Annotated in this window: 27 protein-coding genes and 1 tRNA gene; 11 read left to right on the forward strand and 17 right to left on the reverse strand. The window is 67.8% G+C overall.

Annotation, left to right across the window (positions count from 1 at the left end):
- Window positions 1-6 precede the first annotated feature (6 nt).
- The gene (locus tag IDF66_RS09020; protein WP_190266591.1) at window positions 7-846 is read left to right on the forward strand and encodes a hypothetical protein; all 840 of its coding nucleotides are present in this window, start codon (window positions 7-9) and stop codon (window positions 844-846) included.
- 76 nt (window positions 847-922) lie between these two features.
- Here the strand turns inward: IDF66_RS09020 and IDF66_RS09025 are convergent, their stop codons facing one another.
- The 6 genes from IDF66_RS09025 to IDF66_RS09050 all read right to left on the reverse strand — a co-directional run bounded on the left by IDF66_RS09025 (window position 923) and on the right by IDF66_RS09050 (window position 5966).
- On the reverse strand, window positions 923-1600 hold the full coding sequence (locus IDF66_RS09025; protein WP_164307615.1) for a DUF899 domain-containing protein: 678 nt from the start codon (window positions 1598-1600) through the stop codon (window positions 923-925).
- Window positions 1601-1674: 74 nt separating this feature from the next.
- Window positions 1675-3165, reverse strand: a complete 1491-nt coding sequence (locus tag IDF66_RS09030) for a sensor histidine kinase (protein WP_387998979.1) — start codon at window positions 3163-3165, stop codon at window positions 1675-1677.
- Window positions 3162-3887, reverse strand: coding sequence for a response regulator transcription factor (locus IDF66_RS09035; protein WP_190266592.1), 726 nt, complete (start codon window positions 3885-3887; stop codon window positions 3162-3164). Before IDF66_RS09035 ends, IDF66_RS09030 begins: the two co-directional genes overlap by 4 nt.
- A 115-nt stretch (window positions 3888-4002) precedes the next feature.
- Window positions 4003-5196 (reverse strand): winged helix DNA-binding domain-containing protein, encoded by a 1194-nt coding sequence (locus IDF66_RS09040; protein ID WP_190266593.1) that lies wholly within the window; start codon window positions 5194-5196, stop codon window positions 4003-4005.
- Complete coding sequence (locus IDF66_RS09045) at window positions 5196-5594, reverse strand: RidA family protein (RefSeq protein WP_190266594.1); 399 nt, start codon at window positions 5592-5594, stop codon at window positions 5196-5198. The genes IDF66_RS09040 and IDF66_RS09045 overlap by 1 nt, the downstream gene beginning before the upstream one ends.
- Window positions 5595-5690: 96 nt before the next feature.
- The gene (locus tag IDF66_RS09050; RefSeq protein ID WP_190266595.1) at window positions 5691-5966 is read right to left on the reverse strand and encodes a hypothetical protein; all 276 of its coding nucleotides are present in this window, start codon (window positions 5964-5966) and stop codon (window positions 5691-5693) included.
- Between the two features lie 225 nt (window positions 5967-6191).
- On the opposite strand from IDF66_RS09050, the gene IDF66_RS09055 reads away from it, so the two are divergent.
- A complete protein-coding gene (locus tag IDF66_RS09055; RefSeq protein WP_190266596.1) occupies window positions 6192-6938 on the forward strand; it encodes an SDR family NAD(P)-dependent oxidoreductase in 747 nt (248 codons plus the stop codon).
- Between the two features lie 12 nt (window positions 6939-6950).
- Here IDF66_RS09055 and IDF66_RS09060 read toward each other — a convergent pair whose 3' ends face one another.
- Window positions 6951-8507, reverse strand: a complete 1557-nt coding sequence (locus tag IDF66_RS09060; protein WP_223309397.1) for a carboxylesterase/lipase family protein — start codon at window positions 8505-8507, stop codon at window positions 6951-6953.
- Between the two features lie 16 nt (window positions 8508-8523).
- Between IDF66_RS09060 and IDF66_RS09065 the strand changes: the two genes are divergently transcribed.
- A complete protein-coding gene (locus tag IDF66_RS09065; protein WP_190266598.1) occupies window positions 8524-9495 on the forward strand; it encodes a formylglycine-generating enzyme family protein in 972 nt (323 codons plus the stop codon).
- Window positions 9496-9591: 96 nt separating this feature from the next.
- Here the strand turns inward: IDF66_RS09065 and IDF66_RS09070 are convergent.
- Window positions 9592-9666: transfer RNA gene (locus IDF66_RS09070), tRNA-Thr, on the reverse strand.
- A 4-nt stretch (window positions 9667-9670) separates the two neighbouring features.
- Between IDF66_RS09070 and IDF66_RS09075 the strand changes: the two genes are divergently transcribed.
- The 4 genes from IDF66_RS09075 (at window position 9671) to otsB (ending at window position 13737) form a co-directional block, all read left to right on the forward strand.
- Window positions 9671-11167: a threonine/serine exporter family protein gene (locus IDF66_RS09075; protein ID WP_190266599.1), complete on the forward strand. Its 1497-nt coding sequence runs from the start codon at window positions 9671-9673 to the stop codon at window positions 11165-11167.
- An 80-nt stretch (window positions 11168-11247) separates the two neighbouring features.
- Complete coding sequence (locus IDF66_RS09080) at window positions 11248-11409, forward strand: hypothetical protein (RefSeq protein ID WP_190266600.1); 162 nt, start codon at window positions 11248-11250, stop codon at window positions 11407-11409.
- 4 nt (window positions 11410-11413) lie between these two features.
- Window positions 11414-12949: an alpha,alpha-trehalose-phosphate synthase (UDP-forming) gene (locus IDF66_RS09085; RefSeq protein ID WP_190266601.1), complete on the forward strand. Its 1536-nt coding sequence runs from the start codon at window positions 11414-11416 to the stop codon at window positions 12947-12949.
- Window positions 12946-13737, forward strand: coding sequence for a trehalose-phosphatase (otsB, locus tag IDF66_RS09090; RefSeq protein ID WP_190266602.1), 792 nt, complete (start codon window positions 12946-12948; stop codon window positions 13735-13737). The genes IDF66_RS09085 and otsB overlap by 4 nt, the downstream gene beginning before the upstream one ends.
- Before the next feature lie 55 nt (window positions 13738-13792).
- Here the strand turns inward: otsB and IDF66_RS09095 are convergent, their stop codons facing one another.
- The 3 genes from IDF66_RS09095 to IDF66_RS09105 are packed head-to-tail and all read right to left on the reverse strand — an operon-like array spanning window position 13793 to window position 16903.
- The gene (locus IDF66_RS09095) at window positions 13793-14908 is read right to left on the reverse strand and encodes a zinc-binding metallopeptidase family protein (RefSeq protein WP_190266603.1); all 1116 of its coding nucleotides are present in this window, start codon (window positions 14906-14908) and stop codon (window positions 13793-13795) included.
- 4 nt (window positions 14909-14912) lie between these two features.
- Window positions 14913-15725 carry a transglutaminase-like domain-containing protein gene (locus IDF66_RS09100; protein WP_190266604.1) on the reverse strand — a complete coding sequence of 271 codons (813 nt, stop codon included), beginning with the start codon at window positions 15723-15725 and terminating at the stop codon, window positions 14913-14915.
- 56 nt (window positions 15726-15781) lie between these two features.
- A complete protein-coding gene (locus tag IDF66_RS09105; RefSeq protein WP_190266605.1) occupies window positions 15782-16903 on the reverse strand; it encodes an ROK family transcriptional regulator in 1122 nt (373 codons plus the stop codon).
- A gap of 42 nt (window positions 16904-16945) precedes the next feature.
- On the opposite strand from IDF66_RS09105, the gene IDF66_RS09110 reads away from it, so the two are divergent.
- Window positions 16946-17716, forward strand: coding sequence for an SDR family NAD(P)-dependent oxidoreductase (locus tag IDF66_RS09110; protein WP_190266606.1), 771 nt, complete (start codon window positions 16946-16948; stop codon window positions 17714-17716).
- Between the two features lie 21 nt (window positions 17717-17737).
- Here IDF66_RS09110 and IDF66_RS09115 read toward each other — a convergent pair whose 3' ends face one another.
- A complete protein-coding gene (locus IDF66_RS09115; protein WP_190266607.1) occupies window positions 17738-19009 on the reverse strand; it encodes a L,D-transpeptidase in 1272 nt (423 codons plus the stop codon).
- Between the two features lie 107 nt (window positions 19010-19116).
- Window positions 19117-19680, reverse strand: a complete 564-nt coding sequence (locus IDF66_RS09120) for a helix-turn-helix domain-containing protein (protein ID WP_164307630.1) — start codon at window positions 19678-19680, stop codon at window positions 19117-19119.
- Window positions 19681-19728: 48 nt separating this feature from the next.
- Here IDF66_RS09120 and IDF66_RS09125 point away from each other — a divergent pair, with 48 nt between their 5' ends.
- The gene (locus IDF66_RS09125) at window positions 19729-20613 is read left to right on the forward strand and encodes a class I SAM-dependent methyltransferase (protein ID WP_190266608.1); all 885 of its coding nucleotides are present in this window, start codon (window positions 19729-19731) and stop codon (window positions 20611-20613) included.
- 26 nt (window positions 20614-20639) lie between these two features.
- Window positions 20640-21590, forward strand: a complete 951-nt coding sequence (locus IDF66_RS09130) for an NAD(P)/FAD-dependent oxidoreductase (RefSeq protein WP_190266609.1) — start codon at window positions 20640-20642, stop codon at window positions 21588-21590.
- 84 nt (window positions 21591-21674) lie between these two features.
- On the opposite strand, the gene deoC is transcribed toward IDF66_RS09130, so the two are convergent.
- Window positions 21675-22352, reverse strand: coding sequence for a deoxyribose-phosphate aldolase (gene deoC / locus IDF66_RS09135; RefSeq protein WP_190266610.1), 678 nt, complete (start codon window positions 22350-22352; stop codon window positions 21675-21677).
- A gap of 27 nt (window positions 22353-22379) precedes the next feature.
- On the opposite strand from deoC, the gene purU reads away from it, so the two are divergent.
- Entirely contained in the window at window positions 22380-23294 is a 915-nt protein-coding gene (purU, locus tag IDF66_RS09140) for a formyltetrahydrofolate deformylase (protein WP_317628643.1), read from the forward strand.
- Window positions 23295-23303: 9 nt separating this feature from the next.
- On the opposite strand, the gene IDF66_RS09145 is transcribed toward purU, so the two are convergent.
- The 3 genes from IDF66_RS09145 to IDF66_RS09155 all read right to left on the reverse strand — a co-directional run bounded on the left by IDF66_RS09145 (window position 23304) and on the right by IDF66_RS09155 (window position 26263).
- Window positions 23304-24134, reverse strand: a complete 831-nt coding sequence (locus IDF66_RS09145; RefSeq protein ID WP_190266612.1) for a DUF1542 domain-containing protein — start codon at window positions 24132-24134, stop codon at window positions 23304-23306.
- A gap of 156 nt (window positions 24135-24290) precedes the next feature.
- Window positions 24291-25433, reverse strand: a complete 1143-nt coding sequence (locus IDF66_RS09150; RefSeq protein ID WP_164307636.1) for an LmeA family phospholipid-binding protein — start codon at window positions 25431-25433, stop codon at window positions 24291-24293.
- Window positions 25430-26263, reverse strand: a complete 834-nt coding sequence (locus IDF66_RS09155; RefSeq protein WP_190266613.1) for a carbon-nitrogen hydrolase family protein — start codon at window positions 26261-26263, stop codon at window positions 25430-25432. The genes IDF66_RS09150 and IDF66_RS09155 overlap by 4 nt, the downstream gene beginning before the upstream one ends.
- Between the last annotated feature and the right edge of the window lie 3 nt (window positions 26264-26266).

Raw genomic sequence — 26266 nt, forward strand, 5'->3', positions numbered from 1 at the left:
AGCACGATGAGTGACGCGGGATCATTCGCCGACTATCTGAAGACGCTGGGCCGGTTGACCTCTCACGTCGATCCGACCGCGTCGACACCCGAGGCCGAACGCATCATCCAGGCCACCGGCACGCTGGGCGACATGCTCGACACCGATGTCGCGGGGCTGGCAGCCTGGGTTCGTGACCACCCCGCCGACGTCCCGGTGCTCGGCCTGGCGGTCGGGCTCTCGCAGGAGAAGTTGAAGAACGTGCTGCGAGACCGCTTCGGCACCACGGGCTGGCACGGCGTCGCGCGCTCGCAGCCAGTCGATCTGATCACCTGGCTGGACACCGAGTTCGACCTCGTGCGGATGCTCCGGACCCAGCTGGAACGCACCTACACCTTCGCCGACATCCTGGTGGCACGCGCGGGCAGTCGGGTGACCGCCACCCGGGCGGGGGCGTCCGGGCGCCACATCGAGGACGAGATCGAGGCCATCGCACACGATCTCGGCCTCGATTACGTGACCCGATCCCGGTTCACCGGCCGCAACGGCCGCACCGCGCCGGCGGATCTGATCATCGGCGACCCGGACACAGCCGATATCGTCGTCGCGGCAAAGGGTTTCGATTCGACAGGTAGCAAACTCACCGATGCCGTCCGCGAGATCGAGGAGATGGCCGAGGTGCGTCTGCCGAAACAACTCGTACTCGCGGTGATCGACGGCATCGGCTGGAAGTCACGACAGTCCGATCTCCGCCGTATCCATCAGCTGTGGGCGGATCGCCAGATCGACGGGATGTACACACTGGTCAGCCTCGACCGCTTCCGCGACGACGTCCGCGAGTTCGCAGCGCTGCGCCGCCTGATCTGACGCAGCCGCGACGGTTCCCGGCATCCGCGACGGGTTTTCGGGGGCGCGGATGCCGGGAACCGTCGCGGCTGCAAGGTCACTCGCCGTAGAGCCGCGCGAAGTCGGGTGAGTCGAGCCAGCCCGAGTAGGTCGGTGTCGTCGGCCAACCGTCTGGCATGTCCTGCCATTCCTCGCGACGACCTCGCGGCAGGGTGTCGATCAACGGGAACGTGTGCGAGAGCTGTTCCACCCCACGGCCCGACGTGTGCCAGGTGCGGTAGACCGTGTCGCCGTCGCGGAGGAACACGTTGACGCCGAACCCCTCACCGGGGGCGGCGTCGACGTCGGCGCCGAACGTGCTCTCGGCCGACGAGTACCACGCCATCGCGTTGCCGACTCTCGCCTTGTATGCCAACGCCTCGTCGATCGGTCCATTGGTGACGATCACGAATCGGGCATCGTAGTTGTCCAGGAAGTCGAGCCGGGTGAACTGTGCCGTGAAGCTGGTGCAACCACCACATTGGAACTCGGCGCCGTTCGACCACATGTGGTTGTAGACGATAAGCTGTGAGCGGCCGGCGAAGATGTCGACCAGCCGGATGGGTCCGTCCGGGCCGATCAGCGTGTAGTCGGGCATCTCGACCATGGGCAGTCGGCGTCGCTGCGCGGCGATGGCGTCGAGTTCGCGGGTCGCGGCCTTCTCCCGGACGCGCAGATCCGACAGCGCATCGCGCCACGTTCGATCGTCGACGACGGGTGGCAGGGCATCAGACATGGGGAGATCCTTTCGTCCTCCTCATACTGACCGCGCGGGCGCCGGGTAATCATCGGTTCCGGCGAGGTTGTCGATCAGCCGGCCAGCCGCGGCAGCCGTACCCAGAAGGTCGAACCCTCCCCCGGCGTCGAGTCCACCCCGACCGTGCCCTCGTGGGCGTGGACCAGTGCCGCCACGATGGACAGCCCCAGGCCGCTGCCACCGCCGCCGTCGCCGCGATGACGAGACGCATCACCGCGATAGAAGCGCTCGAAGACGTGTGACGCCTCCTCGGGAGTGAGCCCCTGCCCCGTGTCGGTGACGCGCAGGAGCACGTCGTCGCGGCCGTTCGTCTGGTCGACCCCGACGCCGACCGTGATCGAGGCCTCGGCAGGGGTGTGGGCGATCGCGTTGTTGATCAGATTCCGCAGCACCTGCAGCAGACGCGGCGAGTCACCCGAGACCACCGGCGGTTCCGCCGCGTCCCCGACGTCGATCCGGATCGCGCGGTGCGGCGCCGCAGCTTTCGCGCTGTGCACCGCATCAGCGGCCAGGGTCAGCAGGTCGACCGGCTGATGAGCGATCGGCCGGTGCGCGTCGAGGCGGGCGAGCATGAGCAGGTCCTCGACGAGCAGGCCCATCCGGCCGGCCTCGGCGTCGATGCGTCCCATCGCGTCGGTCGCGTCGGGGACACCGCCCTGTTTGTACAGCTCGGCGAACCCCTTGATCGAGGTGAGCGGAGTACGCAACTCGTGGCTGGCGTCGGCGATGAACCGCCGCATCTTCTCCTCGGAGGCACGTGCCTGCTGCTCTGATGCCGCGGTGCGCGCGAAGGCCCGCTGGATCTGACCGAGCATCGCGTTGAGCGAACCGGACAGACTCCCGACCTCGGTGTTGGGCGGCGCGGGCGGCACCCGCATGTTCAGGTTGCCTGCCGCGATCGCGTGAGCGGTCTCCTCGACGCGACGCAGCGGCCGCAGACTCGACCGCACCAGCAGGTAGCTCAGCACCCCGATGGCCACCACGACGAGGGCACCGATCCCGAGCTGCAACCACATCAGGCGCGACAGGGTGGCGTGTACGTCTCCGAGTGGGGTCGCGACGACGGATTCGCCGTACGGCGTGGACGCCTTGACAACTCGCCAGTCGGGGCCGTCGCCGTCGGCCGAGCCCACCGTGGTCGGCCCACTGTTCCCAGACGGCAGGCCGTCGAGGTCGGGCTCGTCGGAGAAATCGTTGTTGATGATCGTGTCGCCGCTGCCGATGGTGATCATCGAGTAGTACTGCGACGGTGGGCGGCGCGGCCCCGGTGGCATCCCCTGCGTCGGGGCGCTCGCCGGGTCGCGCGGGCGCGCCCACGTCTGGACGGCGTTCGTGAGCCCGTCGTCGGTGCGCGAGAGCAGATCCTGCTTCATCGCCGAGGTCACCGCCAGGCCCGACGCGAGCAGGCCCAGCACGACCAGCACCAGCGTCAACCCGACCAGGGACAACCGCAGTGGTACACCCCGCTTCGGTGTGTGGCCGGTGTCGGGGGCCGACGGCGCAGGCCTGCGGTCGGGAGGTGCGGTGGTGGGCGGACTGGTCACCCGCGGGGCTCGCGCATCACATAGCCCACACCGCGCAGGGTGTGGATGAGCCGCTTGTCGCCGGTGTCGAGTTTGCGCCGCAGATAGGACACATACGATTCGACCACGTTGACCTCGCCGCCGAAGTCGTAGTTCCACACGTGATCGAGGATGCGCGGCTTGGACAGCACCGTGCCCGCGTTCACCATGAAATACCGGAGCAAGGTGAACTCGGTCGGCGAGAGCGACACGAGTTCGCCGGCCTTCCACACCTCGTGGGTCTCGTCGTCGAGCTCGATATCGGCGAAGATGAGCCGCGCCGATTCTTTGGCCTGCTCGTCGAATCCGCTGCGTCGCAACAGGACCTGCAGACGCGCGACGACCTCTTCGAGAGAGAACGGCTTGGTGACGTAGTCGTCGCCGCCGATGGTGAGCCCGTTGATCTTGTCCTCGATCGAGTCACGCGCCGAGAGGAACAGCGCCGGGGCGGCGACACCGTCGGCACGGAGACGACGGAGCAGACCGAAGCCGTCCATGCCGGGCATCATGACGTCGAGGATCAGCACGTCGGGCTTGAAGGTGCGGCAACGGTCGATCGCTGCGGGACCGTTCTCTGCGGTCGAGACCTCGTAGCCCTGGAACTTGAGGGAGACCGACAGCAGCTCGCGGATGTTCTCCTCGTCGTCGACGACGAGCACCTTGGCGCCCTGACCGGCGCCCTGACCCTTCACAGCTTCGCTCATGGCATCACCTTCTCCCACCAGGCTGCCATGAGTCTGGACCATTGCTGGGAGATTTCTGTGAATGCCGACCTGCGGCGATGGTTGCTCTCGGCGGGAAACAGCTTGCTCGCGGCGATCAGCGGCGCATGAACGGTGCCGGATATCCGGGCGAGGGCCGGACGTCGCCGAGCCACTCACCGAGTCGCTCTGCTTCCGCGGCCAGCGCGCGGGTCGCAGCGCGTGGCAGCTTCTCGAGCGGATGCACCTCGATCCGGCCACCGTCCTTGTGTTGTCGCCAACCGCCCACGATCCGGCCGTCCCACCACGCGGTCTGCCCGCCGTTGCCGTTTCGGTCGAAGACGTGCTCGACGTGCGGGCCGAGATAGAAGTCCCGCTGCTTCCAGCCCATCGTGGTCGGGTCGAGTTCGGGGAGGAGAAAAGCGACTGGGTCCGCCGTGTCGTCGGCAGGGCCATCGCCCGGCACGTCATCGGCGAGGACATACCCGATGTTCCCGTCGTCGAGGTCGACCTCGACGACGTCGAGTCCGGCCAGAGCTGTTCGCACCGCCCGTTTCGTCGAACCCAGCCACCAGACGAGATCGGTCTCGGTACCCGGGCCGAACGACCGCAGCCAGCGTTCGATCATCGCGCGGTACCCGTCCTCGACCGACACCACGGGCAGTTGCTCATCGAGCCACGTGCTCATCGACGACCACGACGGCCTCGAAAGATGCCAGCCGGCGGAATTGGGTCCGCGCACGATATCGCCTGCCGCGCTCATCATGTTGAGCACCCTCGGCCCCATCGGGGCCCGCGCCTCCCACTTGGTGCCGACACCGTTGACAACATAACCGTCGAGAGCCGGCAGGCGTTCGCGGAGCTGCGTGGAGGTGCGCAGCGAGCCGTCGGCGAGATCGCCGCGAACGGCGGCGCGCGCGGTGTCGATCCACGTGTCCGGATCGTCGAAGCCGGGGCTGCGGCGGAGGTCGCGCAGCATGTTGGTGCGCTCCGAGGCCGTGACCCGCGGACCCACCGCCCCGACCGCGTCCGCGAGGACCGGACGGGTGAACACGAACAGGGTGCGGCGCATCGCGAGCTGTTTGATCAGGCTGCGGTCCCGATACAGCGCGGCGTCCATCTGCTCCGGCCGGAATCCCGCGATACGGGCCCACGCCGAGAGGTACACGGTCGAGGGGGTGGTCGCGTGGTAGCCGACAAGGGAGTCCGCGAGCTCGGTCACCGATGACGCGTGCCCGCCCGCGCCGAGACGATGTCGGCGGACCAGCCGTGCACGCCGTTGCGCGTCGCTGATCGCGGGCCGAGCGCCCATCAGGCGGGCAGTGCGGCGATCGCTTCGATCTCGACCACCTGTTCGTCGTAGGGCAGGACGGTGACGCCCATCATCATCGCCGGTGGAACGGCGTCACCGAACTGTTCGACGACCGAGTCCCAGGCGACCATGAGGTCGGCCTGCAACTGCTCGGCGACGTAGATGGTCAACTTCGCGACGTCCGACATCGACGCGCCCTGCTCGGTCAGGATCACCGCCAGGTTCTGCAGGCACGTCCGTGTCTGACCGACCACATCACCCGGTGCATCCACGGCACCGCCGGTGGTGAGTGGGCTGATCCCTGCGGTGAACAGCAGCGGACCAGGTGCGACGGTCGCGCTGTAGGCGAAACCCCCGTCGTGCAGAGCGGACGAACCGTTCAGGCGTACTCGCGACATGGGCCGATCCTACGACGGTGGTCCGACGGTCCCGACAACGATCGAGCCCTGCCGGACGTTTCCGGCAGGGCTCGATGTCGACCGTCTGGTCGGTGGTCAGTACTTGGGGAACAAGGACAGCGCCAGTTCGCCTGCCGGGCCCAGCTCCGGATTGGTGGCGACCGCGCGATCGATCCCCAGCTTGATGTTGTCGAGGGTCGGCGCGGCGTTCTCGACCGTCGGCTCGACCTTCGGCAGCGGTGCTGCGCTCGCAGGCGCCGCGGCAAACGCAAGCGCGCCCGCCATCGCCGCTCCGGCGATGCCCGCGCCGATGACCCGCCGTGCGACGCGACCCGAACGCCGCCGTGACCCCATGTTGATATTCCGGTCCATGTCGTCGACCGCCTTTCCCCCGCACCACGCGGAAGTCGTGATGAATGTCTGCAGTGCTCCAATGTATGCGGTCGGCGACGGTTGGCATGCGCCGACATGGGTCAATTCACACATCAGACACCCGGAACCGATGGAACCGACCCCACGAACGCGCATCGTCGATTCGACAACTGCCATCGGGTTTGCCGTTCCCGCCGACCTCGTCTCGCCTATACGGTGAGACACATGACATTTCAGGGCCGGGTGGCGCTCGTCACCGGAGCGACGAGCGGGATCGGACGTGCGACGGCGACGTTGCTCGCGGCGCGCGGCGCCCACGTCGTGGTGACCGGCCGGGACGTCGACCGGGGCCGGTCGGTGGTCGACGCGATCCGCGACGACGGCGCAACGGCCGACTTCGTGGCCGCCGACCTCTCGGGGGCGGCTTCCTGTCAGGCCCTCGCGGACGAGGCGATCGCGACCGCGGGACGGGTGGACATCCTGATCAACAACGCTGCCGTCGGCCCCCTGGGACCCACGGTGTCCATCACCGAGGACGTGTTCGACGCGTGCTTCGCCACCAACGTCAAAGCGCCGTTCTACCTGGTGGGCGCCCTCGCGCCGGCGATGGCCGAGCGCGGGGACGGTGTGATCGTCAATGTGAGCACCATGGTCGCGTCCTTCGGCAGCGCCGGTGCCGCGGTCTACGGGTCCAGCAAGGCCGCGCTCAATCTGTTGACCAAGTCGTGGGCCGCGGAGTTCGGCCCCCGTGGCGTCCGGGTCAACGCGGTCGCACCCGGTCCCACCCTCACCGAGGGAACCGTCGAGGTCTGGGGCGAGGCCGGACTCGAGAAACTCGCGCGCACCGCCCCGGCCCGCCGGGTGGCCGCGCCCGAGCACATCGCGGAGACCATCTGCTACCTGGCCGGTCCGGCAGCAGCCCTCATCCATGGCGCAGTGGTGCCCGTCGACGGCGGGCGAACGGCGGTCTGAACGCCGATCGGTCTAGCGAAAGCTGAGTACCTCGTCGCCCCAGGCGCGACGGATGCCGGCATCGAGGTCGTCGACGACGCGGTCGGTCTCGTCGATGACGAGTGTCGACCGGGTGTGTTCGTCGAACGGAGGCCAGGCAGGGTCGGCCCCGGCGCCCGGGTCGCCGCGATGGGCGAACGACGTCCAGCGACTCTGCATACGTGCCGAGATCTCCTCCCCGGTCTTGCGACCGCCGAGTCTGAACGTGATGTCGGCGGAACCCGCCACCAGGTTGCCCCACACGTAGGGCAGTTCGGTCGCGTGCGTCGCCCCGACCCGCAGCGCCCGCAGCATCCGGGTGGCCCAGTCGAAGCGGTAGAGGAACACCGGCGCGTGACGACTGTGCGACTCGGCGAGCCAGAGGGTCGGCATCCGGAAGGCGATGTCGCGCGCCACCCCGAGGCCGGCGACCTTGGGGCGCATCCCGGAGTAGGCCGAGGTGATCTGTGCGCGTTCGGGCAACGCCACGTCCGGATACTCGGCCATCATCGCCGCGAACATGCGCTCGATGTCGGAGGGCTTGATGGGCATCAACGGTGACTTCATCCACTTGAACGCGGACGCCTCGTCCTTGTTGGTGCCGATAAGCAGGGGGACGGACAAGGACTCACCCGCCCGGAACACGTCCATCGGGTGACGCGGCAGCAGATCACCGTCGATGACCGGCGCGAACGCGATGGTGCCGGGGTTGTCGAGGGGAACCGCGGTGAAGGCAGCCATGGTGGCCGAGATGATGCGGTCGACGCCGACGGTGTCGAGCTCGGCGGTGTCCTCCTGACCGATGCCGATGGCATCGAGGAATCGCTGCGCGATGCCTGCCGACCGCTCGTGGTCGTACATCGAGGTCGCAGGCGAACTCTCCGCGATCGCCTTGTGGAACAGACCGTCGGCAACCGTCATGGTCAGCAGCGTGGTGACCAGACCTGCGCCGGCCGACTCACCGAACACGGTGACGTTGCCGGGATCACCGCCGAAGCCCGCGATGTTGTCGCGGACCCAGCTCAGGGCGAGCAGGACATCGCTGAGTGCGGCGTTGGACTCGAAGCGCGGATCGCCATCGGGATCGTTGAGCGAGGTGAGATCGGCAAAGCCGAGCGCCCCGATCCGGTAGTTGAGGGTGACCACCACCACGTCACCGCCCGATACGAGGTCGGTTGCGTCGTAGAGCGCCTGACTCCCACTCCCGAACACATACGCACCCCCGTGTAGCCAGACCATCACCGGGAACCGGGCTGCGTCGGCTGCCGCGCCGCTCGGCGACCAGACGTCGAGGAACAGACAGTCCTCGTCCATCCGCACGTCCTTGCGGAGCAGGATCGCCGGATTCCGCTCCTGTGGGCAGACGGCTCCGAACGCGTCCGCATCGACGACGTGGTCGTGCGGCCGTGGCGCGCGCGCACGACGCCATCGGAGTTCACCGACCGGGGCGGCCGCGTACCGGATGCCCTTCCAGACATCGCCCCCCGGCCCCGCGGACCCGCGGACCGGTCCGTGGCCGGTGGGGACGACCGGTCGCTGATCTGTCGGCATGAATCCATGGTGTCCCATGACCGGCGCTCTCTGCCGGGACTGCGCAGAACACCGCCCGAGAGAATGCCGGACGTCCGACGGACACCCTACTGTCGGGAGTGTGCCGCTCACCGATGTGATCCCGTTGCCCGGCGGTGTGTTCCGGATGGGCTCCGACCACGACTACCCCGAGGAACGGCCACAGCACGACCGTGTCGTCGCGCCGTTCGCGATCGAGCGCCACCCGGTCACGAATGCGCAGTACGCGGAGTTCGTCGAGGCGACCGGTTACGTCACGGTCGCCGAGGAGCCCATCGATCCCGCCGATTTCCCGGGAGCCGATCCGGCCGAACTGGTACCCGGATCCCTGGCCTTCACACCGACATCGGGTCCGGTGGACCTACGCGACTGGCGGCAGTGGTGGCGCTGGCAGCCGGGGGCGTCGTGGCGTTTGCCGGATGGCGATGCCTCGGCGGTCGACCACCGGCCCGATCACCCGGTGGTGCACATCGCCTACCGGGACGCCACGGCATATGCGCAATGGGCAGGACGCCGCCTGCCCACCGAGGTGGAGTGGGAATACGCGGCGCGCGGTGGGCTCGACGGCCACACCTTCCCGTGGGGCGACGAGTTGCGGCCGGGAGACTCCGACATGGCGAACACCTGGAAGGGACGGTTCCCCTATCGAAACGACGGTTGGGGCACCACCTCTCCGGTCGGCAACTATCCGCCGAACGGTTTCGGCCTGCACGACATGATCGGGAACGTCTGGGAGCGTTGCGTCGACGTCTACGTGCCCCGCCACGTCCGCCCGGCCGACGGATCGGTGGACGCGGACGGCCGCCCTGACCTGCTCGCACCGACCACGTCGCCGCGCGTCATGCGGGTCACCAAGGGAGGTTCCTACATCTGCGCCCCGGAATACTGCCGGCGGTATCGGCCGGCCGCGAGGTCGGCCCAATCCGACGATTCCGCGACCTCGCACATGGGGTTTCGGTGCGTGATCTGACACCGGCGATCCGCGACAGATGAGTCTCGTCACAAGCGGGAACGAGACCGCTCACGAGAAGCGTTTCCCTTCGGGCTCGACGCCGAGGAAAACCGATGGAGCCCCCTGTCAGGATTGAACTGACGACCGCTCGCTTACAAGGCGAGTGCTCTACCACTGAGCTAAGGAGGCCTGCGTGCGCGAGTATATCGGCCGCGCGTTGGGGTACCTGAACCCCATCCACCTCGTCGGTGACCGTCAGGCCACCATCGACACCATCGAGCCCGGCAGCATCATGGTGTCGCCGCGCAAGCCGATCGACCGCTTCGACGTCGCCGCCATCACCGAGGTTCTCGATCTGGCGACGAAGATCGGGGCGGTACTGCTGGATTCGGGCACCGCCGCGACCGACACACAGCGCCAGATCGAATTCGTCGCAGGCGTCTACGGCCTCGAGGACGTCGACGTCGACGTCACGTACAACACCATCGTGGTGAGTGCGCGGCGCGGAGCCACGCTCCCGCCCATCACGACGATGGAACAGGTCTACTACCGCTCGATGGACTTCACCCGACTGGCCGAGATCGACCGGCTCGTGCGACGCATCCGCGACATGGCCCTCACGCCCTCGACGGCGCACCGTCTGGTCGACGAGATCATCACCGCGCCCCACCCGTATCCGCACTGGGTCGCCACCTCGGCGTGGGGCCTGATGGCCGGCGGTATCTCCGTGTTGCTGGGTGGCGGATTACTGGGCGCCGTCCTCGCCTTTGTCAGCACTGTCGCGGTGATCCTCGTGAATCGCCGGCTGAATCGGATCGGTACCCCGGTGTTCTTCCAGCAGTTCACCGGAGGCGTGATCGCAGTGGTGCCTGCTGCGATCACCTTCGGTCTCTCCGAACGCTTCGATTTCGACCTGAGTCCGTCGTTCGTCATCGCGGCAGGCATCGTGGTGCTGCTCTCCGGTCTGTCGCTCGTCGGCTCCGTGCAGGACGCGATCACCGGAGCGCCGATCACCGGTGTCGCCCGGTTCTTCGAACTCCTGCTCATGACCGGGGGACTGATCGCAGGCGTCGGTATCGCGATCCAGTTGTTCGAACATGTGGGCATCTACCTCCCGACGATCACCCCGGGCACCACGTTCCCCGCCGTCGAGCTGCCGTCCCGCATCTTCGCCGGGGCCGTCGCCGCGCTGGCCTACGCACTGGCGAGCTACGCCGAGAAACGCGCTCTGCCCGTGGCGTTCGTGGGTGGTGCCATCGGCGCGGCCGTGGTCGCGGTGGCGACGTTCACCTCGATCGGCGACGTCGTCGCGAACGGTATCGCCGCCGCGCTCGTCGGCTTCCTCGGTGGCCTGATGGCCCGCCGGGCCCTCACCCCGCCGCTGGTCGTCGCGGTCGCGGGTATCACGCCGCTGCTGCCGGGTCTGGCGGTCTATCGCGGTCTCTACGGCATCCTCAACGAACAGACGGTCGACGGATTCACCTGGATCACCAGTGCACTCGCGATCGGTTGCGCCCTGGCCGCCGGGGTCACCCTCGGTGAGTTCGTCGCACGCTCGCTGCGCCGACCTCAGCTGCCGGTCCGACCGGCCTGGATGGCGATGCTCCGACGCAATCGCGTGCACGGACGCTTCCCGGTGGGTGACCGACGTCGCCAGGTCATGGCCCAGCGACCACGACCGAGCAGGTAGAATCGGGTGTCGCGCCCACCACACCAGGCGCGGCGCCGCCAGCCACCGCTGGACACACGATTGCGAAGCAAGAGGAACACTTGCCTGCGAAGACAACCGACATCCCCGACGACGAGTTGGAGCCGGTGGCCGACGAGACCGCCAACTCGGCGCGCCGCGTCGTCGCCGCCTACGCGACCGACGCCGACGAATGCCGGATGCTCCTGTCCATGTTGGGGATCGCGCCGGGCGAGAACGCCTAGCGGGATGGCGGAGTCCGGGCACGTTTCGAACGGCGGGACCACCGCCGAACAACCCAAGGGAGACGCGCAGTTCGTCGTCGTCGCGAACCGTCTCCCGGTCGACAAAGAAGTGCTGCCGGACGGCACCGTCAACTGGAAACGCAGTCCCGGCGGCCTGGTCACCGCACTGGAGCCGATCCTCCGGGCGCAGACCGGGGCGTGGGTGGGATGGTCCGGCATCGCGGACTCCGACGACAACCCGGACATCGAGGGCGTCGAGATCTATGCGGTCCCGTTGTCGACCCGGGAGATCGCCGAGTACTACGAGGGCTTCTCCAACGCGACCCTGTGGCCGCTCTATCACGACGTCATCGTCAAACCGGAGTACCACCGCGAATGGTGGAACACCTATGTCGAGGTGAACCGCCGGTTCGCCGAGAAAACCGCCGCAGCGGCCGCCGAGGGCGCGATCGTGTGGATCCAGGACTACCAGCTGCAGCTGGTCCCGAAGATGCTGCGGATGCTGCGGCCCGACCTGAAGATCGGTTTCTTCCTCCACATCCCGTTCCCGCCGGTCGAGCTGTTCATGCAACTCCCGTGGCGGACCGAGATCGTCGAGGGCCTGCTCGGCGCGGATCTGATCGGGTTCCATCTGCCCGGCGGCGCGCAGAACTTCCTCTTCCTCGCCCGCCGGCTGGCCGGACAGGCGACCAGCAAGGGCTCGGTTGGCGTGCGATCCCGCTTCGGTGTGGTCCAGGTCGGATTCCGCACGGTGCGGGTGGGCGCCTTCCCCATCTCCATCGACTCGGGCGAACTCGACGCCAATTCCCGGTCCAAGCAGATCCGCAATCGGGCGCTCGAGATCCGCGAGGAACTCGGCAATCCGAAGACGATCATGCTCGGCGTCGACCGGCTCGACTACACCAAGGGCATCGATGTGCGGCTCAAGGCCCTGTCAGAGCTCTTGGCGGAGAAGCGAATCGACCCCGAGCAGACCGTCATGGTGCAGTTGGCCACCCCCAGCCGCGAACGTGTGGACAGCTACGTCCGGATGCGCGCAGGCATCGAGCAGCTCGTCGGGAACATCAACGGCGCCTACGGCAGCGTTGGCCAGCCCGTGATCCAGTACCTGCACCGCCCGGTCCCCCGCGACGAACTGATCGCCTTCTTCGTCGCCGCCGACGTCATGCTGGTGACACCCCTCCGCGACGGCATGAACCTGGTCGCCAAGGAATACGTGGCCTGCCGCAGCGATCTGGGTGGCGCGTTGGTACTCAGCGAATTCACCGGCGCAGCAGCAGAATTGCGGAGCGCATACCAGGCAAATCCGTACGATCTCGATGGGGTCAAGGACGCGATCGTCGCCGCCGTCGAGCAGACCCAGGACGAGGGTCGACGGCGGATGCGCGCACTCCGCCGTCAGGTCCTCACCCACAATGTGACGAAGTGGGCGGAGAGCTTCCTGGGCACGCTGTCGTCGTTGTCGGAGACGGCCGCCGACGCCAACCGTGGCGTCCACCTCGTCGACGGCGGTTCCGAATCGTCCGGCCGGGACGAATGAGCGCGACCGGAATCCCGGCCGACCTGCGCGAGGCGTTGCTCAGTGCCGCGCAGACGCGACGCCTGTTGGTGGCATCCGACTACGACGGCTGCGTCTCACCGCTGGTGTCCCGCCCCGAGGACGCGGTGCCCGATCCCGCCTCCGTCGCCGCGATCGAGGCGGCAGGCAGTCTGCCGGAAACCGCAGCCGCAGTCATCTCCGGGCGTGCGCTGTCGGTGCTCGCGGAGTTGTCGGGGCTCACGGCGCCGGTGACCCTGGTGGGCAGCCACGGTAGCGAGTTCGAATCCGGATTCGCGTCGGAGATCACCGACGAGCACCGCGTTCTGCTCGGCCGCATCGTCGACGAATTACGTTCCATCGCAGCCGATTACCCCGGCGCCATGGTGGAGACCAAGCCGGCGAGCGCGGTCATCCATGTGCGCAACGCAACACCTGCCGACGCCGAGACCGCTCTCCGTCGCACCCGATCGGGCCCTGCCACATGGCCCGGGGTCGAGGTCACCGAGGGCAAGGCCGTCGTCGAACTCGCCGTCATCGAGACCAGCAAGGGCCATGCGCTCGATGTTCTGCGCGATCGTTTCGACGCCGACGCGGTGATCTACCTCGGTGACGACGTGACCGACGAGAAGGCTTTCGCACATCTGCGAACCGACGACGGCGATGTGAGCATCAAGGTCGGCGCCGGCGAGACCACCGCCTCCTACCGGATCGAGGACACCGACGACGTGGCGACCGTGCTCGAGTTCGTCACCGGCCGTCGCCGGGAATGGTTGGCGGACAAGGCCTGACCCCGGCCCCGACCTCGCCGCCTGGCACACGATCTCGCCGATCGGTGAAGGCCAGTCAGGCAGACGTCATCGGGACGTCGACGAGGGGGTCGTGGGTATGGTGGCGCTTCGCGGTCTCCCGGATAACCCGGTGCACGAAGCCCAGTTTGCGGACCACCGGCTTCGGGATGTCGAACGGGTAGAGCGGCCGACGACCCATCGCGGCGTTGACCCGGTTGAACATCGTGGACAACCACTTCCAGTCGTAGAGCAGACGCTCGATGGGTTCGTCGGCATACGAGGCCAGCGGGACGATGTCGTGATCCATCGTGAAACGGACCTGGTCACTCTCCAGCATGAGCCCGGATTCCCTTGCGGTGTCTATGGTTCCGGTGATGTGCAGATAGTGGGCGAAGCACTCGGCGAAGTCTTCCCACGGATGCATCGTCGCATACTCCGAGATGAACGAATCCTGCCAGTTGCGCGGCGGCCCGTACGTGTAGTGCCGGGTGATCGCATCGGCGTAGCCGGCCCGTTCGTCGCCGAAGATCTCGCGGGCCTTGTCGAGGTATTCGGTTGCACCGTCGCCGGTTTCGACCAGGATGTGCTCGAAATAGTGCCCGACCTCGTGCCGGAAGTGACCGAGCATGGTCCGATACTGCTCACCGAGATCCACCCGCAGCCGTTCACGGTAGGCATCCATCGACTCCGCGAGATCGATGGTGATCACCCCGTTGGCGTGACCGATCATCACCGGACGCCCGGTGGTCAGACTCGACAGCAGGTCGAAGGCCAGACCGCCGTCGGAGCGCCAGAACGGTTCAACCGGCAACCCGAGGTCGACGAGTTGATAGATCAGCATGCGCATGTCCCGAGCGGTCGGGTTCAGCTTCTCGAGGGCGATCGTGTCGTCGGCCTCGGGGTGGCGACGCACCAGTGAACCGGGAAAGCAGCGGCCCCGCAGCCCGATCGAGCTCTCGTCGACCTCGGCCAGGGTCATCCAGTTGCAGCCGGTACCCGCCCAGTTCGAGCAGCGGACCCATCGTCTGCCGTCGATCTCGACACCGTCTTCGGAAGCCACCACCAGGGAACGCGACGGCAGGTGAACCCCCACCGTGGTGCCGCATCCTGGGCATTCCTGGTTGACGAAACCCGAGAGCGCGTTGCAGATCGGGCACGTGAGTGCATGCATGGCGTCAGCCTATGCGGATTCGCTGCTCTCCGGTGTCGACCGGAAGATCCCCCCGCACCGTCGCGGTGACCTTGTAGTAGTTGAGGTTGATCGTCCCGCGGTGATTGTCGAGAAAGGCGGTGTCGGCGGCGTCGCGGCCGGTGGAGATCCGGACGAGGCTCTGCCGGGGCGCGAGGCGGGTGGCATCCACGGCGACCCATTCGTCGTCGATGATGGCCTCGGCCACCGCGTGGAAGTCCATCGGGTCGCAACCCGGCGCGTAGACGGCGACCAGACGCGCCGGGATGTTGAGCGCGCGCAGCAGCGCGACGACGAGATGCGCGTAGTCGCGGCAGACGCCGGCACCGGCGAGCAGGGTGTCTGCCGCGCCGTCGATCGGGTCGCTCGCGCCCGGTATGTAGTTCAGCCGGCTCTGGACGAACTCGGTCACCTGGATGAGCAGCTCACCGGGCGGCAGGCTCGTGTCGAACTGTCCTGCGGCGAACCCGAAGAACTTGTCGCACTCCGCATACCGGCTGGGCCGTAGGTAGATGGATCGATCCGTCAGGCCGACCGGAATCGGATCGGCCGGTGTGGTGACCGACGCCGAGTACTCGATGGCCACCAGACCGGACTCGATCTGGAGGCGGTGGATGCGACTGCCGTGCTCGCCGACGATCTCCTCCGGCTGCACCGGGTTTCCGTCGATGGTGACGGTCAGACTTTCGGTCATCGTCAGACCGGGCAGCCGGGCGACTGCTATCTGCATCTCCAGCTCGGTGGCGGCGGAGACATATACCTCGAGAGACGCCGCGACGTCGCGTGGGGATGTGGTCATGGCACCACGGTAAGTCATCGACGGTCCGCCGGTACCGCGGGCATTGTCCGATCCGCTCAGTCGGTGGCGGTCGCTCCGACCGGATCGGCATAGATGACGCTGAGCGCAACCACCACCGCCGCACTCTCCTGCACGCGAATTCCGAAGCGGGACGGCGCGATCTCGAGTGGCCGCCGAGTGGTCGACGCCTTGTCGAAGGCGGCCTGCACCGGTGCCAGGCCGTCGGGATGTGCGGCGAACGCGTCGCCGGACACCACGATCGCGTCGGGGTTGATGACGTCGCGCATCATCGCGACAGCGGCGCCGAGCACCTCCGCACGATCGTCGGCGATCTGTGCCGCGTCGTCGGCGATCCCCAGCCGCTCCGCCGCCCGGCGCGCCGGACTGCTGCCGATCACCTGCTGGAGCGTGGCAGCGCCTGTGGGCGCAAGGACCGACGCGTTCACCGGTAGATGCCCGATGGTCCCGGCCCCCCGCAACGGCATGTGGACCTTGCCGTCGATGGTCATCGCCATGCCGACCGTCTCCCGCGCATAGAAGAACAGGGCCGTGCCGTCGAACTCTCGCGGGTAGGTCAACAGCAGTTCGGCCGCCGCCATCGCCTGGACGTGCTCGCAGACAGAGACCGGCACCCCGAGTTCTGCCGACAGCATCGTCCCGATGGGCACCCGGCGCCAGCCGAGCACCGGGTGGTCGATGACGCCGGTCGCGGCGTCCACCAGTCCGCCCGATGCGACACCCGCCCAGAGCAACCGTCGGCCACCGAAACGCGCGGCGAGCTCGCGCAACTGCCGGCAGAGGTCGCCGACCTCGGACTCGTCGTGCGGGGTGCGCACCGCGTGACTGTAGAGCGTGCGACCACCGAGATCGGCGATCGCCAGCAGCGTCCGGCGGGCCCCGATGTGCATTCCGGCGACACAGAGCTTGTCCCGATCCAGGGTCAGCGGATTCTTCGGCCTGCCGATACCGCCGGGGTCGACCAGATCGGGCCGCTCGACGACGAGGCCCAGACGCGAGAGAATCGTGACCTGCCGGTTGATCGTCGCCGGCGACAGTGATGTGGCCGCCGCCAGGTGGTCGCGGGTGACCGGCGCGTTGACCCGGACCGCCTGCAGAACCGCGGCCGCGGGGATCGAACCCACCTGCAGCGCCGCGGGTACGACTCCGGTGGGCAACATGCACTGAATCTAGCAATCCGCGAGCGCCGCTAAGCTGAACGCATGAGTAGCAGCACGGCACAACCAGGTTCGTCGGAGTCCGAGCAGAAGGTCGCGGTGGTGACCGGCGCGAGCTCGGGCATCGGCGCGGCGACGGCGCGACAGCTGGCAGCGCAGGGCTACCACGTGGTGCTCGGAGCGCGACGGACCGAATTGATCGACGCGCTTGCGAACGAGATCGGTGGCACCGGTCGACAACTCGACGTGACCGACGAGACCTCGGTGAATGCTTTTGTCGCAGGGCTCGAGAAGGTTCATGTCGTGGTGAACAACGCTGGCGGCGCCAAGGGGCTCGACCCGGTGGCCACCGCCGACCTCGACGACTGGCGATGGATGTGGGAGACGAACGTGCTCGGCACCCTGCGGATCACCAAGGCGCTGATCCCGGCACTCATCGCCTCCGGGGATGGACTCATCGTGACGATAACCTCGATCGCCGCGCTCGAGGCCTACGACAACGGATCCGGATACACCTCCGCCAAGCACGCGCAGGCGGTGATGCACCGCACCCTGCGTTTCGAACTGCTCGGAAAGCCTGTACGCCTCACCGAGATCGCGCCCGGCATGGTGGAGACGGACTTCTCTCTCGTCCGTTTCGAGGGTGACAAGGAGCGGGCGGATGCGGTGTACGAGGGTCTGACCCCGCTGAGCGCAGACGACGTCGCCGAGGTGATCGGCTTCGTCGCGTCCCGCCCGCCGCACGTCGATCTCGATCAGATCGTCATCAAGCCGCGCGATCAGGCATCGGCCCGCCGCAACGTCAAGACCGGCTGAACGACAGCCGGTTCCGGTGGATCAGCCGGGCGGCGCCGGTGCGGGCGCGTTGGACGTCGGCGCGCCGGACGGGGTGGCGGGTGCGGTGACCTGGGACGGGTCACCCTTGATCGCCGACATCCCGGTCCACGAGTTCCAGTCGTAGATCCAATCGAAGATGTCGCCGTCGGCCTCGGACAGGGCGATGCGGGTGCCGGTCACCTCCACCGGGTCGCCGTAGATCGCGGACTCGAAGTACCGCTGCGCGTTCTCCAGCGAGAGGTTGATGCAACCGTTCGTCACGTTCGACGAACCCTGCACGCCAATGGTTTCCGGGTTCGCATGGATGAACTCGCCGTTGTTGGAGATCCGCACCGCGTAGCGCTCCCGGATGTTGAAATACCCCGCGGCCGGGTTGCTCATGAAAAAGTCCTCGTACTTCTCCGTCACCACGTGGATACCCGAACGCGTGACGTTGCGATCGAGGTCTCCCCCGCCGTAGCTGCACGGCAGCGTCATCAACACGCCTCCGTCGCGCACGACGACGATCTGGTGCGACGTCGCCTCGGCCTTCACCACCTGCGATCGGCCGATGGCGAAATCGCTGGTGACATCGGCTGCGCCGTATGCTCCGCCGCCGTGATCGAGGCCGTACAGCTTGGCCGACATGTGCACCTTGGTCCCGGGTGCGTAATACTCCTTGGTCCGCCAATGCGCCCGCGATCCGTTGTCCTCGCCGAGCCACGCCCACGCGCCCTCGGTCGGCGGGTCGGTGGTCACGGTGAGGGCCTTCTCGACCGCTTCCTTGTCCTCGACGGTGCCGTTGAACTTGAGGATGAGCGGCGCCGCGATGCCGACCTCCTGGCCGTCGCCGATGTTCACCACCACGTTCATCTGCGACGCAGGCGACAGCGTCGTGAAGGATCCGGTCACCTGCGTGGCGACCCGGTCGTAGCCGACTGCGCTGCCATGCCAGGTGTACTGCGAGCCGTAGCCGAGCGGCTCGCTGATGGTGAAGGTCTTCCGATCCTCCGACAAGGTGCCTGCGACGGCCTTGCCGCTGGGATTGAGGAGCTTGACATCGGGGTTGAGCAGGCCGTTCTCGGCCTTCACCGAGACTGTCGCGGTCGGGTTCGGGGCGTCGTCGGAATCCAGCGCGGGCGTGTAGACGACCTTGACGGTGGGGGCATCGGGCTTTGCATCGTCGGTGCTGCCGGGCTTGTTGGTGGAACAGGCCGCCGCGGCCACGCCGACGGCGCCGAGACCGGCCGCTGCGAGGACGGCTCGACGTGAGAGGGGAGGGTGCGCGCTCATAACGTGTCCAGCGTACCGATGAAATCCGAGAAAACCCGGCCTGCCTGCTGTGATGTCGCTGAATTCACGTGTGTCCCATCTCGCCCGTCGGCGCGGCGCACGCGTACTCACCCGGGGATATGCGCCCGCTCACCATCGTGATCGAAGATCGACACGATCTCGGCGGGCCCGTCGACCGCGGTCATTCCGTGCGGAACCATCGTCGAGAACTCCGCCGCCTGACCCGGCGGCACCAGGATCACGCGTTCGCCCAAATGGAGGCGAATGGTCCCGGAGATCACGGTGAACCACTCCCGACCAGGGTGAACCCCGAGGTGTTCTGGATCGACGCGATGCTCCGGAGTCACCCGCATCTTGGCCACCGTCACCCCGCCGGGCGTGCCGTCGCGGGAGAGCTTCCAGACGGTCATGCCCGCCGATGTGTGCGGCTCGGGCCGGATCACGACGTCGTCGTCGCCGACCGGTTCGACGAGCTGATCGAGCGAGGTGCCCAGCGCGCGGGCGATGGGCACCAGTTGATCCAGCGCGACCCTGCGGTGGCCGGTCTCGATCCGGCTCAGTGTCGACGGGCTGAGAAAACAGCGTGCGGCCATCGAGTCGAGGGTCCAGCCCTTCGCGATGCGTAGGCCCCGAATGCGCTGACGGACGACGGCGTCGATTTCTTGCTCCATACGCAAGACTATATGCGCGTGGAGCATACCAGCGCTACTCTCGATGCCATGACGCATTCCCACGACACCCATCACCACACGCACGGACACGGGCACACGCACGGACACGGGGATCATCACGATGCCGAGACGATGGCGACGGCCCTCGACCTCGACGCCGCCGTGAACGGGCACTACCTCGACGAGGTCTCCGACCTGATCGCAGCGCTCGTGCCCGAGCCCCGCACCATCATCGACCTCGGCTCCGGAACCGGTACCGGGACACTCGCACTGGCACGGCGATTCACATCGTCGCAGGTCATCGCGCTCGACAACTCGACAGACCTGCTCGAACGCGTTGCCCGCGCCGCGCAGCAGGCCGGACTCGACGGCCGGGTCCGCACCGTGCCCGCCGACCTGGACAGCGCACTCCCCGACGACATCACCGACGTCGACGTCGCGTGGGCGTCGTCGACGCTGCACCATTTCGCCGACGCGCAAGCGCTGCTCCTTTCGACATTCCGGGCTCTGCGGCCCGGCGGTGTCCTCGCCGTCGTCGAGATCGAGCGGCCGCCGACCTTCCTGCCGCGGCACTCCGCCGAGGGTGAGATGGAGCAGCGACTGCATGAGGCGATCCTCGGCCGAGGGTGGAACGGCGGATGGAACGGGAGACCCGACTGGGCACCGACCATCACCGCAGCCGGCTTCGAGATCGTCGAGACCCGCGATATCCCGACCGACCTCGCCAATCCGCCCGCCGCGACGACCGACTATGCGGTCGAGTGGCTGTCGCGGGTGCGGGCCGGCCTCACCGACGTCGCCTCCGCGGACGATCTGGCAGCCGTCGACCGACTCCTGCACGACGACAACCCGGCCTCCCTGCGCCGGCGCGACGATCTGGTCGTGCGCAGCAGTCGCATCGCCTGGATCGCACGACGACCCGAGATCTCCTAGATCACCTGCCGAAAGTGAGAGAAACCATGAGCAGCAACACCTTCGACGTCGCCATCGTCGGCGGCGGCCCCGCAGGCCTGAGCGCCGCGACGACCTTGGCACGATCCCTGCGCTCGGTCGTCGTCCTCGACGCCGGCCAACCGCGCAACGCCCCGGCCGGGCACGCCCACAACGTCCTCGGCCACGAGGGCATCCCTCCCCTCGAGTTGCTCGAGAAGGGGCGCGCCGAGGCCCGCGGTTACGGCGTCGAGATCCGCGCCGCGGAGGTCGTCGACGGAACACGCAGCGACTCCGGCCGTTTCGATCTCACGCTTGGCGACGGCACCGTGATCACCACACGCCGCGTTGTCCTCGCGTCCGGTCTCGTGGACGAGCTACCAGAAGTCCCAGGCGTGCAGGAACTCTGGGGATCGTCGGTGCTGCACTGCCCGTACTGCCACGGATACGAGGTGCGTGGTCGGCGCATCGGCGTGCTCGGCACCAGCCCGATGTCGGTGCACCAGACACTGATGTTCCGCCAGCTGAGCGACGATGTCACCTTGTTCACACACACCATCCCGGAGATCGGAGACGAAGAGGCGGAACAGCTCTCGGCTCTGGGTGTCACGGTCGTCGACGGACTCGTCGACCATCTGGCGATCGCCGACGGCGCGGTGCGGGCCGTGGTCCTGGCCGACGGCTCCGAAGTGGAGCGCGAAGCCGTCGTGGTCGCGCCTCGGTTCGTGGTGCGCTCGGAGCTGTTCACCCGACTCGGCGGCACACTCGCCGATCATCCGATGGGCGGTCAGTACGTCGCGACCGGTCCGATGGGCATGACCGATGTCCCGGGCGTCTGGGCAGCAGGCAACGTCGCCGATCTCGCCGCCACGGTCGCCGTCTCGATGGGGGCCGGGGTGAGTGCGGGCGCAGCGGTCAACGCGGATCTGATCTCCGAAGACGCTCGCGCGGCAGTCGAGTCACGCCGGGTGCGGGCCTAGCGGTCCGGTGCAGTGACTCCTGTGCCGCATCACCATTCGCGATGCACCCGTACGGGCGTGGTCCGCCGCGATTGTCCCAACCGGCTACGCCGGGAAACCCTCCAGCACAGCGCGCGACGACGACAGTCCCAGCCGCGTTGCGCCGGCAGTGATGAGTTCGGCGGCGAACTCGGCGGTTCGGATCCCGCCGCTCGCCTTGACGCCGACGCGATCGCCGACGGCCGCGCGCATGAGCCGCACCGCTTCGACGCTCGCGCCGCCGGAAGGGTGGAATCCGGTGGAGGTCTTGACCATCGCGGCCCCGGCCTGCACGGCACGACGGCACACCTCGGTGACGGTGTCGGGACCGGTCAGCTCGAGCAGTGCCGCGGACTCGATGATGACCTTCAGCACGATGCCCTCCCCGATGGCCTCACGCACGGTCAGCACATCGGCGAACACCTCGTCGAATCGCCCGTCCACGGCCGCCCCCACGTCGATCACCATGTCGACCTCGTCGGCCCCGGTGTCCACGGCCAGCCGCGCCTCGGACGCCTTCACCAGCGAGTGGTGCTTCCCGGACGGGAACCCCGCCACCACGCAGGTCTTCTGGTCCCCGGTGTCGATCGGCAGCATCGACGGCGACAGGCAGACCGCGTAGACGCCCAGCTCGGCGGCCTCCGCGACCGCCGCCTCGGCCGCCGCTCGGGTCGCCTCGGGCTTGAGCAGGGTGTGGTCGATGATGGCCGCGACGTCGCGGCGGGTCAGGTCGCTGGTGGTCACACACACGAGCTTGGCACACTGACAGATGTGGCAGCACCCGAGACGCCCCCCGCAGCGACAACCTCCGACCGAACCGACCCCGAACATCGGTACGTGCTGACCCTCGGGTGCCCGGACCGCACCGGCATCGTCGCGCGGATCTCCGGCTTCCTCGCCGAGATCGGCGGCTGGATCACCGAGGCCGGCTATCACTCCGATGCCGAGACGGGCTGGTTCTTCACCCGTCAGACGGTGCGCGCCGGGTCGGTGGCGATGAGCGTCGACGAGATGCGGGCCCGGTTCGCCGACGAGGTGGCTGCCGAGCTGGGACCCGGGACCGAGTGGCGCCTCACCGACTCCGGGTCTCCGAAGTCGGTGGTGCTGCTGGTGAGCAAAGAGACCCACTGTCTTGTCGACCTGCTGGGCCGCGCCCACCGTGGCGAGTTACCGGCCGACGTGTCTGCGGTGATCGGCAATCATCGCGACCTCGAGGATCTGGTCACGCGGTTCGACGTGCCGTTTCATCATGTGCCGTTCGCGCCGGACAGCAAAGGTGCCGCCTTCGAGGAATTGGGTCGCGTCGTCGACGGCTATTCACCCGATGCGGTCGTGCTCGCGCGCTTCATGCAGATCCTGCCGCCCCAACTGTGCGACGCCTGGGCGGGCCGGGCGATCAACATCCATCACAGCTTCCTACCGAGCTTCATCGGGGCGCGGCCCTATCACCAGGCCTTTGCGCGTGGGGTGAAGCTCATCGGCGCGACCTGCCACTACGTCACGGCCGACCTCGACGCGGGGCCGATCATCGAGCAGGACGTCATCCGGGTCGACCACAGCGACACCGTGGCCGACATGGTGCGCCAGGGTCGCGACATCGAGACGCTGGTGCTGTCGCGAGGACTGCGGTGGCACCTCGAGGACCGGGTCCTCGTGCACGGCCGGAAGACGGTCGTCTTCAGCTAGCGTTTGCCGTCAGAAGTCGAACCCGCCGAAGTCACCACCACCGTCGAAGAAACCGCCGCCGCCGTCACCGCCACCGTCGAAGAAACCGCCGCCACCGTCGCCGCCGAAGTCGCCGCCGCCGTCGCCACCGTCTCCGCCACCACCGTCTGCTCCGCCGCCGTCACCGCCGTCGAGGGCACCGGCATCGGAACCGTCACCGGCACCGCTCTCGAAGGCGTTGGCGTCGTAGTTGACCCCGGCCATACCCGAGAACATCGCGGAGAACAGGAACATCGAACCGATGCCCCAGGCACCGGCGACCAGCGCGGGCTTCCACCACGGCTCGGAGTACCAGCCCGCGGGAACCGGCCGTCCTGCGACGCGACCGCCGGGGTAGTAGTTGGGCGTCCGCGACGACGGGCCAGGTGACGCCTCGACCTGTCGCCCTTCGAAGTCGACTGTCCGATCCTCGGTGACCGCGCCGGCACTCTTCTGGCCTTCCAGTTCCGGGATCGGCGGGCCGGGGTCGAGATTCATCGCTGTCCGCGCGGCGCGGGCGTAGTAGAGGCCCTCGATGGCGGTCTGCTTGGCCAGTCTCGCCTGGGCAACACTGCCGGCCTGCTCGATCTGGGATCCGGCTGCGTTGTAACGCTCCCCGGCATCGGCGAGTGCCTGCTTCGACGCCGGGCCGTCGCCGACCAGCATGAAGACCTGGCCTCCGAGACGTTCGATGGCCTGCCGGGCATCGGCCTTGGCATCGTCGAGCGAACGGGCGGCATTGGCACCCGACCGCTGCTGGGACATCACGACGATGCCGACGACCACCAGGACCACGAGAGCGATCAGGATCAGTGCGCTCATTTTCTCCTCCGTCTGGGTACACCTCACCCGTCAGCTCGGGAGCCGTCGGCATCCCACCAGACCGGTAAAATCGGACATCTCCCAGCGTACCGGCGATCCGCCGACACTCGCGTCGCCGCAGGTCCGGCGTCCGCGCTCAGCCCGGTGGGTGACGCGTCACGCCGCCTTGCAGTCGCCCGAACCGCCTGCGACCTGACCGCTGAGCTTCACGTCGTCGCCGTCCACGGCGAAGTCGACACCCTGATCGGTCACCTTCAGGTTCTTCACGGTGACCTGATTCAGCTGGCCGAAGAGCGAACCCGAGACGCTGTCGACGACCTGCTGGGCGAAGTCTGCGGGGATACCGAAGATGAATGCGTTGGCCTTGACGACCTCGAAGTGGACGTGGCCGTCCTGCAGGGTCGGTTTGATCGTCGTCGACACCGGGATCGGCAGGAACGCGAGCTGCACCGACGAGTCCACCTGGATCGTGCCGTCGGCCGCGTTCCCGGTCATCGAGTCGATGGTGGCGCCCTGCATCAGGCCCGCAGCTCCCGACTGCCCGGCTCCGGACGCAGACGAGTCGGCGCCGGAGGTCATGGATTTGCTCATCGCGACCACCCGGTCGAACGGGACGAAGCCGGTTCCGACCAACGAGTGGATGGTGGAGCTGTCGCCGTCGCCCTTGATGCCTTCTGCTCGTGCGTGCAGGCGCATCTCACCGGGCTTGTCGGCGGTGTCGACCTGCACGAACGGGATGTCGTTGCCAAAACCTTGCAACAACATCGGCTTTCGGCTCAGCGACACCGATGTCTCGGTACCGGTGAGGTCGGAGAAGGCGCTCTGCATGCAGTCGGTTGCCTTGTTGCGCAGGTAGAGCTCACTGCCGACGGCGGCGATGACGAGCAGGATCACGAGGGCCGCCGACGATGCCGCGATGATCTTGCCGGTGCTGCGTTTGCGCCGTGCGGGCGCCGTCGTCACCACACCGGGATCCGCGTTCGGCGGGATCGGGGCAAATCCGTCGGACGGCCCGAATCCCGTCGTCTGACCCTGGTCCTCGAACCGGGTGGTCTCGGCGCGGCCGACCTGCGAGTAGGCGCGCGGGGATTCCTCGGTCGACGGAGGGTCGAACTGGGTCGTGTGCTCACCGGTATCGGCCGCGCGTGGGCTCTCGCTTCCGGGCTGCCGGCCGGCCGGAAGGCCGCCTGCGGGCTGCTCTTTTCCGGTCTGATCGCCACCGGCGCCGCTGTCGGTTGGCCGGTCGCCGGGCTTCTCGCCGGCGGGCGTCTCGCCGCCGGTGTTCTCGCTGTCGGTCATGTCGTGAGGTCCTCAGTTGTCATGGGTGCCGAGGCCGGTCGGATAGGCCGTTGATTGTCGAGAACGGCCAGGGTGTTGCGGGCCTTCTCCACTGCGCGAGTATCGATGTCGTGGACACCGATATGCACGCCTTCGTCATAGTGTGCGACCACGCTACCGAAGGGATCTGTGAGTTGGCTGTGTCCTGTGCCGGTGGGCGCCGACGACTCACGCACCGACGAATCCGCAGGCAGCGCTTGTCCGACCGCCGCGACGAACGCCGTCGAATCCAACGCTCGAGCGGTCGCCAGCACCTCCCACTGGTGAACTTTCCCCGGCCCCGCGCCCCACGATGCCGGCACCACGATCAGCTGCGCCCCGCGCGCCGCCAGTTCGGTGAACAGCGCCGGGAAACGGATGTCATAACAGGTCGCGACACCGACCGTGACATCACCGATCTCGAACGTCAACGGGTCCTCCCCCGGCGCGACCGTGCGGGACTCGGCGAATCCGAACGCGTCGTACAGGTGGATCTTGTCGTAGGACAGACGAGTGCCGTCCGGCCGGGCGATCAGCAGTGTGTTGCGCACCCGATCACCGGCCGGGGTGAACATCCCCGCGACCACGGTGATCTCGTGCCGCGCGGCGATCTCCGACACCGCCGTCGCCCACGGGCCGTCCACGGGTTCGGCCACCGGCCCCAGCCGCACCCCGAAACGGCACATCGTGGCCTCCGGCAGCACCACCAGGTCGGCCCCGCCGTCGGCAGCGGTGTGCGCGGCGGACGCGACCAACTCGAGGTTGGCGGCCGGATCGGTGCCCGACGTGATCTGCGCCATCGCAATTCGCATGGG

It is taken from the genome of Gordonia hankookensis, from assembly GCF_014673215.1.
In the GTDB taxonomy this organism is placed as follows: Bacteria; Actinomycetota; Actinomycetes; order Mycobacteriales; family Mycobacteriaceae; genus Gordonia; species Gordonia hankookensis.

Coding starts and splice junctions, on each gene's coding strand:
- IDF66_RS09020 (WP_190266591.1), top strand. CDS start 7: ATGAGTGACGCGGGATCATTCGCCGACTATCTGAAGACGCTGGGCCGG.
- IDF66_RS09025 (WP_164307615.1), bottom strand. CDS start 1,600: ATGTCTGATGCCCTGCCACCCGTCGTCGACGATCGAACGTGGCGCGAT.
- IDF66_RS09035 (WP_190266592.1), bottom strand. CDS start 3,887: ATGAGCGAAGCTGTGAAGGGTCAGGGCGCCGGTCAGGGCGCCAAGGTG.
- IDF66_RS09040 (WP_190266593.1), bottom strand. CDS start 5,196: ATGGGCGCTCGGCCCGCGATCAGCGACGCGCAACGGCGTGCACGGCTG.
- IDF66_RS09045 (WP_190266594.1), bottom strand. CDS start 5,594: ATGTCGCGAGTACGCCTGAACGGTTCGTCCGCTCTGCACGACGGGGGT.
- IDF66_RS09050 (WP_190266595.1), bottom strand. CDS start 5,966: ATGGACCGGAATATCAACATGGGGTCACGGCGGCGTTCGGGTCGCGTC.
- IDF66_RS09055 (WP_190266596.1), top strand. CDS start 6,192: ATGACATTTCAGGGCCGGGTGGCGCTCGTCACCGGAGCGACGAGCGGG.
- IDF66_RS09060 (WP_223309397.1), bottom strand. CDS start 8,507: ATGCCGACAGATCAGCGACCGGTCGTCCCCACCGGCCACGGACCGGTC.
- IDF66_RS09065 (WP_190266598.1), top strand. CDS start 8,524: ATGACCGGCGCTCTCTGCCGGGACTGCGCAGAACACCGCCCGAGAGAA.
- IDF66_RS09085 (WP_190266601.1), top strand. CDS start 11,414: ATGGCGGAGTCCGGGCACGTTTCGAACGGCGGGACCACCGCCGAACAA.
- otsB (WP_190266602.1), top strand. CDS start 12,946: ATGAGCGCGACCGGAATCCCGGCCGACCTGCGCGAGGCGTTGCTCAGT.
- IDF66_RS09095 (WP_190266603.1), bottom strand. CDS start 14,908: ATGCATGCACTCACGTGCCCGATCTGCAACGCGCTCTCGGGTTTCGTC.
- IDF66_RS09100 (WP_190266604.1), bottom strand. CDS start 15,725: ATGACCACATCCCCACGCGACGTCGCGGCGTCTCTCGAGGTATATGTC.
- IDF66_RS09105 (WP_190266605.1), bottom strand. CDS start 16,903: ATGTTGCCCACCGGAGTCGTACCCGCGGCGCTGCAGGTGGGTTCGATC.
- IDF66_RS09110 (WP_190266606.1), top strand. CDS start 16,946: ATGAGTAGCAGCACGGCACAACCAGGTTCGTCGGAGTCCGAGCAGAAG.
- IDF66_RS09115 (WP_190266607.1), bottom strand. CDS start 19,009: ATGAGCGCGCACCCTCCCCTCTCACGTCGAGCCGTCCTCGCAGCGGCC.
- IDF66_RS09120 (WP_164307630.1), bottom strand. CDS start 19,680: ATGGAGCAAGAAATCGACGCCGTCGTCCGTCAGCGCATTCGGGGCCTA.
- IDF66_RS09125 (WP_190266608.1), top strand. CDS start 19,729: ATGACGCATTCCCACGACACCCATCACCACACGCACGGACACGGGCAC.
- IDF66_RS09130 (WP_190266609.1), top strand. CDS start 20,640: ATGAGCAGCAACACCTTCGACGTCGCCATCGTCGGCGGCGGCCCCGCA.
- IDF66_RS09145 (WP_190266612.1), bottom strand. CDS start 24,134: ATGAGCGCACTGATCCTGATCGCTCTCGTGGTCCTGGTGGTCGTCGGC.
- IDF66_RS09150 (WP_164307636.1), bottom strand. CDS start 25,433: ATGACCGACAGCGAGAACACCGGCGGCGAGACGCCCGCCGGCGAGAAG.
- IDF66_RS09155 (WP_190266613.1), bottom strand. CDS start 26,263: ATGCGAATTGCGATGGCGCAGATCACGTCGGGCACCGATCCGGCCGCC.